The sequence below is a fragment of the Gracilibacillus caseinilyticus genome (assembly GCF_022919115.1).
GTDB classification, from domain to species: domain Bacteria; phylum Bacillota; class Bacilli; order Bacillales; family Amphibacillaceae; genus Gracilibacillus; species Gracilibacillus caseinilyticus.
Genome location: NZ_CP095072.1, coordinates 1825816 through 1837388 on the forward strand (window position 1 = coordinate 1825816; position 11573 = coordinate 1837388).

General features: G+C 39.3%; 5 protein-coding genes, 2 pseudogenes and 2 other annotated features (1 of these 9 running past the window's edge). All 7 genes and pseudogenes read left to right on the forward strand.

The annotated features are described in order from the left end of the window. The 7 genes and pseudogenes from MUN88_RS08695 (at position 1) to MUN88_RS08725 (ending at position 10977) form a co-directional block, all read left to right on the forward strand. A complete protein-coding gene (locus MUN88_RS08695) occupies positions 1-1044 on the forward strand; it encodes an ABC transporter permease (protein WP_244723381.1) in 1044 nt (347 codons plus the stop codon). After that, complete coding sequence (yjfF, locus tag MUN88_RS08700) at positions 1041-2027, forward strand: galactofuranose ABC transporter, permease protein YjfF (RefSeq protein WP_244723382.1); 987 nt, start codon at positions 1041-1043, stop codon at positions 2025-2027. The genes MUN88_RS08695 and yjfF overlap by 4 nt, the downstream gene beginning before the upstream one ends. 210 nt (positions 2028-2237) lie before the next feature. Continuing rightward, positions 2238-4442, forward strand: coding sequence for a family 43 glycosylhydrolase (locus tag MUN88_RS08705; protein ID WP_244723384.1), 2205 nt, complete (start codon positions 2238-2240; stop codon positions 4440-4442). Positions 4443-4627: 185 nt separating this feature from the next. Next, positions 4628-6697: pseudogene (locus MUN88_RS08710) on the forward strand (LamG-like jellyroll fold domain-containing protein); the annotation flags it as partial. An 84-nt stretch (positions 6698-6781) separates the two neighbouring features. Next, positions 6782-7924: pseudogene (locus tag MUN88_RS08715) on the forward strand (family 43 glycosylhydrolase); the annotation flags it as partial. Between the two features lie 807 nt (positions 7925-8731). Then, positions 8732-10021, forward strand: a complete 1290-nt coding sequence (locus MUN88_RS08720; RefSeq protein ID WP_244723386.1) for a Gfo/Idh/MocA family protein — start codon at positions 8732-8734, stop codon at positions 10019-10021. 407 nt (positions 10022-10428) lie between these two features. Beyond that, on the forward strand, positions 10429-10977 hold the full coding sequence (locus MUN88_RS08725; protein ID WP_244723388.1) for a 3-dehydroquinate synthase II: 549 nt from the start codon (positions 10429-10431) through the stop codon (positions 10975-10977). Positions 10978-11061: 84 nt separating this feature from the next. Then, positions 11062-11299 (forward strand) — a binding site (T-box leader). A gap of 94 nt (positions 11300-11393) precedes the next feature. Then, positions 11394-11573, forward strand: a binding site (T-box leader) (it continues 46 nt past the right edge of the window).

Here is an 11573-nt window from a genome sequence, read left to right on the forward strand (position 1 = left end):
ATGATCCAATCTATTATGAAATCTAGGCTGCTTTGGCCAATTGTAATTTTAATACTAATTTTGCTTATCAATTTATTTTTTGATAGTAATTTCTTCTCCGTGGAGGTCAGAAATGGTCATCTGACGGGAAGCTTGATTGATATTTTGAATCGTGGGGCACCATTGATCTTGATATCGATTGGTATGACATTAGTTATTGCTACAAAAGGCATCGATTTAAGTGTTGGATCTGTGATTGCTATGGCAGGTGCAATCGGCTCTATGAGCATTGCGGGATCGGAAGGAGCGGGATTGGCTCCAATATTTATCGCAATTGGGTTAACTTTATTGATTTGTACACTTGTAGGAGGTTGGAACGGGCTATTGGTATCACGCATAGGTGTACAGCCGATTGTAGCCACCTTAATATTAATGGTAGCCGGTCGAGGAATAGCGCAATTAATTACTGGTGGTCAAATCACAACTGTATATTATGAACCCTATTCATTTATTGGTGGTGGTTATTTATTTACGTTACCATTCTCTGTTTTTATTGTAGCAGCTGTTCTGATATTAGCAGTTGTTTTAACAAGGAAAACAGCACTTGGATTGTTCATTGAATCGGTAGGGTCGAACCCAAATGCCAGTCGACTAGCTGGGATCAATTCCAAAAATATTATGCTGATGGTGTATATGTTTTCTGGCTTTTGTGCTGGTGTTGGTGGTTTGATTTTATCATCCAATGTCATGAGTGCAGATGGTAATAATGCTGGACTGTGGTTCGAATTAGATGCAATTCTAGCTGTTGTAATCGGCGGCACTTCGTTAATGGGCGGACGTTTCTATTTAATTGGTACCGTAATTGGGGCGTTAATCATACAAAGCCTCACAACAACCATTTATTCCATCGGTGTACCTGCCGAGACGAATCTGGTCGTAAAAGCAGTTGTTGTCTTGATTGTTTGCTTATTACAATCGCCAGAATTCCGCAAAAGAGTATTTGGAATCGGAAAAGTAAAACGTAAAGGAGAACAAAAAGCAAGAGAGGGTGTGACTTTACCATGATCAACCGATTATCACTGGATTATAAACAACTACCATTAATAGCAACGATTTCTTTGTTTGTTCTCATGTTTAGTTTTGGTTCTGTTCGATATACCGGATTTTTTTCCGCACAGGTTTTTCTTAATTTATTCATTGATAATGCTTTTCTTATTGTAATAGCAGTTGGAATGACCTTTGTCATTATATCTGGTGGGATAGACTTATCTGTTGGTTCTGTCATTGCTTTAACAAGTATGGTTGCAGCAAGTCTAACTATGTCTGCACAATGGTCCCCATTCATTGTTATACCAATAAGTTTGTTAATTGGAACGGTGTTAGGTCTCGTTCAAGGTTCACTTATTCACTTTTATAATCTGCAGCCATTTATTGTCACCTTAGCAGGTATGTTTCTCGCACGAGGGCTTAGCTATGTCATTAGTGTAGAGACGATTGCCATTGATCACCCTTTTTTCAGTTATATGGCAAGTACACGTATCCCTTTGCCAGGGGATACCTTTATTTCGATAAGTGTAATCATTGCATTAATCATTGTTGCTATTGCAGTCTTCATTGGTCATTCTACCAAATTTGGTCGTACTGTCTATGCCATTGGAGGTAGCGAACAATCGGCTATGCTAATGGGTCTGCCAGTAGGAAAGACGAAAGTGTTGATTTATACGTTCAGCGGTTTCTGTGCATCGTTAGCTGGATTAATTTTCACATTTTACATGTTATCGGGCTATGGTTTACATGCAAATGGTATGGAGCTAGATACGATTGCCGCTGTAGTAATTGGCGGTACCTTATTAACTGGAGGCGCAGGCTATGTAGCAGGTAGTGTAGTGGGCGTACTAATTCTAGGGGTTATTCAAACGATCATCGTGTTTGAAGGCACTTTAAGTTCTTGGTGGACAAAGATCGCGATCGGCGTTTTGTTGCTGTTATTTATTGTTTTGCAACGAGTTATTGTGTTAAGAAGTGAAAAGAAACAAGGAAATCAATAATAGTTTTCTCTATATATTCGGTTAACTGGATGATTGGTATCGAACGTAATACTTGATTAGCATTCACGGAAATACTTATTGAAGATGCGGAGAAATTCACTAGTATTTTTTCTTTGATTCAACATCAGTAGAACATGCATGAATGGTTATAGTTCATGCGTGTTCTCTGTTAGACAAATAGTAAAACTAATGAAAGGGAGGAAATGGGAGATGTATAAGAAAATAATTGTAATGATGGCTTTTTTTTTGACGGTTAGCATAGGTACGGCTATATCTGTACAAGCAGATAATCCGGTAATTAAAGATGAATTCTCAGCAGATCCAGCAGCGATTTCTCACAATGGTAAAGCCTACTTGTATACCGGGCATGATGAAGCTGCTGTAGATGGTAATTTCTTTGTTTTAAAGGAATGGAGTATCTATTCTTCAACAGATTTAAACAATTGGAAGCGTGAAGGAGCGTTACCAAGAACAGCGTTTTCTTGGGCAAAGAATGATTCTGCCTGGGCTTCACAGGTTATTGAGCGAAATGGAAAATTTTATTGGTATGTAACGGTTTTTAATGGGGATGCTGACGATCCAGGCTATTCGATTGGTGTAGCGCAATCAGATGATCCTGTATCTGGTTGGGAGGATGCACGGAATGAACCATTAGTTTCAGCAAGTATGACAGAAGATCCTGCTTCAATGGGGGCTGAACCATGGGATGACATTGATCCAACGGTATTTATTGATGAAGATGGTCAAGCCTATCTTTACTGGGGAAATACGCATCTATATTATGCAAAGCTAAAAGAAAATATGATCGAACTAGAGGGGGACATTCATCGCCTCGACATTCAGAATATTCCTGGCACTTTTACAGAAGCACCGTGGTTACATGAACATAATGGAATATATTATTTAAGCTTTGCGATGAATTATCCAGAAGAATTGGCATATGCAACAAGTGATAGTCCAGAAGGCCCCTGGGAATATCAAGGGCTGTTAATGGATACATTGCCAGGCAGTGCAACGAGTCATCCTGCTATATTAGACTTTCAAGGCCAAAGTTATTTTATTTATCATACGGCAGCTTTACCAACTGGTGGCGAGTACAGAAGGTCTGTTTCCATCGAAAAACTACACTATAATCCTGATGGAACGATTCGAAAGATGATTCCGACTGCCTCTGGTTTTGACGAGAATAGTTATGCAATTCAATCATTTGATCAATCACGCTTCGTTCGCCATCTAGATAATGGATTAAGAGCTGACCCTGTAGAAGGAGATACTTACGACTTTAAGTGGCATGTTGTAGCAGGACTTGCTGAGGAAACAGAAGGTTCTGTGTCTTTTCAATCAGAAAATAATCCTGGCAATTATTTGGTGAGAGACGGAACTTCACTCACGCTAGCGAAAGATGATGGAACAGATAGTTTTGCAGAACGCGCAACATTTATACAAGAGGAAGGGTTGGCTGATAGTAGTTGGAGTTCCTATAAGACCTTACATGACGAACTGTATATGACCAAAACAAGCAGTAACGTATTATCTCTCCAAGCAGAGAATGCCATTTCAGATCCATCAAATGCAACCTTTCGAATACAGAATGCTGATGCTAAAGAAGTAAGCGTTTCCCAAGATTCGCTTGCCATAATTGCTGGATCGACTGCTGAGATATCTGCACAGGTATTACCGAAGGTTGCTCTTAACGACAAAATAGCCGTTCATGTGGAGAATCAGAATATTGTCGAGGTGGGATCAACAGACCAGCAATCAGACAAAACAGATATCACCTTAAAAGGCAAACAAGCAGGAATGACTACAGTTACTTTATCTTCGCTAGATGGTAACCATCAAACAGTGATAACTGTAGAAGTACAGCAGATAGAAGAGGACTCTTTTGGTCTAGAAGATGTATCGATTTCCGCTAATTCTACTACCAAAGATGTTGAAGTTTCAGGATCTATTAGTCATTCTTCGCGCGGCGATGTCACAATAAAAGTAGTTGATCCAGAGGGGGAAGTTGATTTTCTTGATCAAGTATCTTCAACGGATGACGGTAGATTTGCAATAAACTTCATGTTGAACAGTCAGACAGCTGGAAAATATCTTGTATCACTAGGTATTAACGAAAACGATCCCTACCAAACTAGTTTTACGTTAAGTAATCCTGATTCAACTGAAGGTGGATCGAATGATAACCAAAATGAACAAGACGAAACAGAAAATGAAACAAATAAGAACGACACGAATAACGATACTTCAGGAAAAGGTAACGCGGAGCAAGAAACGAATCATGAAACAGAAGAAAATCATGATTTGCCAGATACAGCTACTAATCTATTTCAATTGCTAATGATTGGCGGCTTGCTAATTGTGACTGGTTTGATGTTTGTAGTTGTTCATATAAGAAAGGAGAATACCGAATGAAAAAACTACTAATTTTTTTGATGGTGATCTCTTTAGTTATTTGTCCTTTTCCAGTAAATAATTCGACTAGCTTAGCGGTAGAAGAGACGACGTTGGATGAGGGTTTAATGTTACATTACGATTTTGAATATGCATCAGGTAATATCATTGAGGATAAGAGTGGTAATAATCAAAATGGTGAGTTAATGAATGATGCAACACTAGTTGATGATGAAAAAGGTGGCGCACTATCGTTAGATGGTGATCAAGATTATGCGTTATTGCCTGCTGGTCTTTTAGATGGATTGGAAGACGTAACGATTAGTACTTGGGTAAAAATAAAAAATCATAAGGATTGGGCGACAGTATATTCATTAGGTAATTTTATTGATGAGGAAAACACGGACTATGCAATAAATTACGCCACCAAACAAGCGAATTCTAAAAATGGTTCTCTTGAATTGTTTGGTTCCTATCCTTTTCCTAATTTGGAAACAGGTGCGATTACTGAAGGAGAGTGGGCACATGTAACAACTGTGATTAAAGACCAACAATTACATCATTATATTAACGGTATTGAGCAAGGATCGATCGACATTGGTATTGATGCTGGAGACATTCATGTAGCGCACAATCGTTATATTGGTTTTCATGCCATGCCACATGAGCAAGTAGAAGGGAAAGGGTTAGATGGGCTCGTCTCAGATTTTCGTATTTATAATCGGGCTTTATCGCTAAATGAAATTCGTACTTTAGCTGATTTTGAATTTAACATTAGTGAAATTGACGAGGTGAACATTAGTACTGCAGTGGGTTCCATGCCAGTGTTACCTGATGAGGTCACGGTCCATTATCCGAATCAAGTAACAGATACTGTAGCTGTTACTTGGGATGAAGTAGCTCTTGAAGATTATCAGACTGCTGGCAGTTTTTCCGTAGAAGGTAAGGTTGCTGGTACAGCATTAAAAGCAAAAGCGAATGTAACTGTAAGCTCTGACCAGACTATAACGGAGAAAGAGTCTGTTGTGACCTATACGTTTCAAGGTAATCAGCCCAATCTGCCAAATCAAATAGATGTAACTTACTCAGACAACTCTATTGGTCAAGTTCCGGTTACTTGGGAAGAAATTTCGCAAGAGCAATTAGACAAAGCGGGAAATCACTTTACCGTAGAGGGCACAATCGAAGGAATGAATGAAACAGTTTCTGCGACGGTTTATGTTACTGCAAATGTTCAAGCAGATTTGATAACGTGGTATAGCTTTGATCAAGCCCAAGGAAAAGCAATATTAGATGTTTCGGGAAACGATCGACATGCCACACTCGTTAATAATGCAAGCTTAATGGAAACAGAAAAAGGGGGAGCAGTAAATTTAGATGGTGATCAAGATTATGTAATGATGCCTGCAGGTCTTTTTCAAGATGTGGATAACATAACCATTAGCAGTTGGATGAAAGTAGATACAGCGAAGGACTGGGCATCATTGTATGCGTTTGGGAATTGGGACCAAGGTTATGCGATCAATTATGCCTTAAAGCAAGCAGGCAGAGATGATGGAATGCTTGAATTATTTCAGCCAGGTGAATCCTTTAAACAATTAACAGTGAATCCAATTACAGAAAATGAATGGATACATGTAGCAACAGTGATTAAGGATCAACAATTGACTCATTATCTGAATGGTATTTCTCAAGGAACAATTGATATCGGTCTTGATGCTAGTGATATTGAGGTAGATGCTAACCGTTTTATCGGTTTTCATGCTATGTCACATGAGCAAGTAGAAGGGAAAGGGTTAGATGGTCAAGTTGCTGATTTTCGTATTTATGATAACGGCTTAACAGAATCTGAGATTCAAAAAGTAATCAACGAATCGTTAACAGACCAAGAAGCAGTATCAAGAGCAGTTGCGAATTTTGAACTGGGTGATATGTCAGCAGTCATCCATGATATTAATTTACCCCGTAATGCGACAAACGGTGTAGCAATCAGTTGGAAATCTGATAAGTCAGCAGTTATCGATGATTCAGGAGAAGTCAATAGACCGGGACATGATCAACAAAATACAAAAGTAACAATGACCGCCACATTTTCGCGTGGAAAGGTAAGTCAAACGAAGTCTTTCGATGTGCATGTATTGGCTGATAATATGAAATCAATCGAAGAAGTAACCGCGATTACACCACCAAATCATCCGCCTGCACTGCCAGAAACAGTGAAGGTAACGTATTATGATGGAACGATAGGCAGTCAAAAAGTAGAATGGGAAATGATCGATAGTCGTCAATTAACAGAAGAGGAATCTCCATATACATTGAGTGGTACCGTGTATGGTACAGATATTCGTGCAAAAGCTGTAATACATGTCGCACAATTAGACTATACTGAGGATGTACAACTGAAAACGAACATCGGTGTGGAACCTGAATTGCCATCCACTGTCACTGCACATTACACAAATGGTATGACCGATGAAATCGCAGTAGACTGGAGTGAGATGAATCCAGCACAATATTCTAATGCAGGATCATTTACGGTAACTGGTACAGCAGCTAAATACATGTATTCTAATCCATTAATAGAACAGCGTGCCGATCCTAATATTTATAAACATACAGATGGCAATTATTATTTTACTGCCTCGGTCCCTGAATATAATCGGATCATTATGAGAAAGGCGAAAACGATTGAAGGCTTGGCGACAGCTGAAGAAAAAATTATTTGGGAAGCACACGAATCTGGGGATCAGGCCGCACATATTTGGGCACCAGAAATTCATTATGTTAATAATAAATGGTATATTTATTATGCAGCGGGTGCCTCAGATGATATTTGGCGCATTAGACCATATGCATTAGAGAATACTAGTGCGGATCCAATGGAAGGTGACTGGGTAGAAAAAGGTATGATACAGAAGTCAGCTGAAGATACATTCTCTTTTACTACGTTTTCATTAGATGCCACATCTTTTGAGCATAATGGCAAACGATATTACATTTGGGCACAAAAAGATGGAGGGGCTTCTAATTTATACATGGCTGAAATGGAAAATGGTTATACGATAAAAGGAGAACCAGTGCTTTTATCAACACCGGATTATGCGTGGGAACGTATTGGCTTTTGGGTGAACGAAGGTCCTGATGTCATGAAAAGAAATGGGAAAATATTCATTTCGTATTCAGCTAGTGCAACAGATAGTAATTATAAAATAGGCCTTCTAACAGCAGATGAAGACAGTGATATGATGGATCCAGCTTCCTGGACGAAGTCACCAGAACCTGTAATGGAAAGTAATGAATCGACAGGCCAATATGGTCCGGGTCATAGTACTTTTACTGTGGCAGAAGATGGTGAAACAGATATCTTAGTTTATCATGCTCGTTCTTACAAAGAAATCGAGGGCGATCCATTATATGATCCCAATCGTCATACACGAGTGAAAGTATTAGAGTGGAACGAGGATGGAACACCAGCATTCGGTATTCCAAGCGGTGATGGACTGGTAAACGGACCGACTGTTGATGTCTCAGCAACTGTAGAAGTAAGCGATATGTCGGTAATTCGTGTAGACCAACAGTTTAATCTAGATAAATTAATGGCAAATGAGACGTTAACTACGCAGCTCACTTTGAAAAATGGCTCAGAGGCTGAGGAAGAACTGACTGCTATTATTGCGTTATATAACGAAGACAATCAGATGATCGATTGGAAAGAGAAGGCAGTCACCTTAGGAGCTGATCAAGAAAAATCGCTGGAACTGAGTCTCGATTTACCAAACGATGTTACCAACCACCGAGTGAAAGTAATGACCTGGCGTGGAAAAAATGTAGAATCAAGCTCCATGCAGCCAATCTCACAAGTGTTTACACTAGATTAATGGAACAAACTTCTCTGTCCTTTAGGCAGAGAAGTTTTTTTGATCACCAGAAAGTATATGATTACCTCATTAAAGCCGAATGACAACAATTTTTGCTTAAGACGCATTATAGGTACCTATATATTTTTAGTTCGGGGGAAGAAGCTGAAACGAGGCTGCTTTACGTTCATGAGTACTTTTAATTGTTGTGGACAGATATTGTGTTTTCCAGTGATGCACGGATATTTTTATCTTGTCTAGCATAGATACATCTGCTGCATCCCAGTTCCTGTTCTTTCTTCTCTAAATCTTCTAAAACAAATAAATTCAAAAACATTTAAAACATTTCACAGATTAAGAGTTGCTATTTTTGGATAAATATCTTATAATCTTAACAACGTTGTTATTTAAATTTGCAAACGATTACAAAAACTTACATTGGGAGTGTTCGATTTGAAGAAAAAATATGTCCTAGTTGGAACTGGTGGACGTGCAGAATTCTTTTATGGTTCGTTAGTAAGAGACTTTCAGGAAACAAGTGAATTAGTAGCTTTTTGTGATTCCAATCAAACAAGACTCGATTATGCCAATCAATTGTTAGTAGACAAATATAATGTAGAAGCAATCAATACGTATACAGCAGATCGATTCGATGAAATGATAGAAGCCGAGAAACCAGATATCGTCATCGTTACATCCATGGACAGAACACATCACCGTTATATCATCAGAGCGTTGGAATTGGGCTGTGATGCCATTACTGAAAAGCCAATGACAGTCGATGCAGAAAAAACACAAGCCATTATTGATGCGATTGAACGCACGGGACAAAATGTTAGGGTTACATTCAATTATCGTTATGCACCACATAATACCAAGATTCGTGAACTGATTCGCGATGACGTCATTGGAAAAGTCAATTCCGTTCACTTCGAATGGGCATTAGATACACAGCATGGCGCTGATTATTTCCGTCGTTGGCACCGTGATAAGCGCAATAGCGGTGGATTACTTGTTCATAAATCAACCCACCATTTCGACCTTGTCAACTTCTGGCTTGATACAGAGCCCGAAGTGGTATACGCTACAGGTGGACTACAGTTTTATGGAAAAGAAAATGCCGAAGAGCGCGGTGTTACTAAGTTTTATGAACGGGCACATGGCAGTGAATACGCGAAGGACGATCCATTCGCAATTGATATGGAATCCAATCCGCACTTAAAAGCAATGTATTTAGATGCTGAGAAAGAAGACGGCTATCACCGTGACCAGAGTGTGTTTGGTGATGGGATTAATATTGAAGATACATTAGGTGTCAATGTCACTTATAAAAATAAAGCGATTTTAACGTATTCTTTAAACGCGTACCTACCTTGGGAAGGATTCCAAATTGCTTTTAACGGAACAAAGGGAAGAATCGAAGTAGCAGTAAGAGAACAATCCTATATTAATTCCGGTGGAGAAAAAGGGGACGAAGGAAAATTGAAAGAGAAAGTGATTCGTGTCCTGCCAATGTTTGGCGAACCGTATGAGGTAGAAGTGGAAGAGAAAGAAGGAGGCCACGGCGGTGGTGATCCTGAATTGTTAAATGATCTATTCGGCGAACCGAAAGAAGATGAATTCCAGCGGGCAGCATCACATGTTGATGGCGCTATTTCGATCCTGACAGGTATTGCCGGGAATCAATCATTAGCAACTGGTCAAGCTGTAAAAATTAAAGATTTAGTAGATTTGAAAAGGTAAAATTAGAAAAACTCGGCATTCGCCTCGTTTATTAGCGAGTACCGAAGTTTTTCTTATACTTGGTACATTCAAAATTTTCACTACGTCGCACTTCTTCATTGCTAAAATTTTATACTTTCCTACCGTACAAATCAGGCTGTTGAATTCGCTTCAACAGCCTTCTGTTTTCTCCTATTGATCTTGCTCCGTTTGATACACCTCATCATTTAATGATTGGTCGGCATTCGTATAGCCGATCACACTGAAGCCGGTGATTAATAGAAGAAATAACACTACTAATAATTTTCTCATAGGTTACCCCTCCCATTTGTTTGTCAATCTAAGCTATATTGTATATGATAAACCGTATAATAGCTATATAAATTCTGTGGAAATTTGTCACAAATTTGTGTATGGGAGGGAAAAGAATGGATACATATTTTCAGGAAGCAGAAATTATGAAAGTGGAATCAATTGGAGAAGGATCAAGAGTTTGCCTGGATTTTGTGGATGGACTTTCCCCGACAGAAGGAATTTTACTTGGGAATACAGGACATGGTTACGTATTTGTGTTAGCGGAAAACCGTTCTACTGATACATATCCTGCCAGGCCTTTTCGGATTAATAGTGGTGCGATTCATCACTATGCCTTAAAAGATGAGGATACTACTGCTTATTTAGCAGAATTACAACCAGGTCAATTAATGTCTGTCTATAATGAACAAGGTGAGGTTAGAGAAATTGCGATCGGTCGAGTGAAAGTGGAGAAGAGGCGATTGATGAGGGTCGTTGCAAAAGTTGGTGACACAGAGATCTCTGCGACACTGCAAGAAGCAGATAGTGTCCATGTTTATGCTGTTAATGAAGGGGAGAAACAAGCAATCTCATTACAGGCTGGTGACCGGATTTTAGTAAAAGTAGATCAACCGGGCAGACATCTTGGTCAGAAAATCGAGGAAGAAATCGTCGAATTTTAATATTGTGTAAATATTCAGAAAAATAATCAAAAGGCATTGACAAAAGATGAAGACCGTACTATGATAGTAACAACATTTCATAACGTGTTGGCTTTGACGAAGAAAAGTAGCTTTTTCTTTAGCACTAAAGAGAGCTGATGGTTGGTGTGAATCAGCGTGCTGGAATAGTGAATGGACTTCTGAGCCCCAAACCGAACGAATTTCTAGTAGGCTTTGGCGAGATTCCCACTCGTTGCAAAGGGGTAGCGCTAAATATGGCGTGATAAGTGAGCTGAACGAATCAGCTAATGAAGGTGGTACCACGGGTTTCCTCGTCCTTTTTATGGATGGGGGAGCCCTTTTTGTTTATACAGGAAAGTATCACATGTTAACAAAACAGAAGCTCGACGTAGTGAAAATTCAGATCGTATAAAATAAAGAAATCGATGAGAAGGATTAGTACGATTTTCCGCTGTATCAAAGAGAGCCGGGGAGGCTGAAAACCCGGCATACATGGAAGTTGGAATGGACCTTTGAGAGTGTGCTGGAAATGATAGTACAGCCCGCCGGCTAATCACCGTTAACCGATCAAGAGCGGAAGGCTGTCAACAATGATA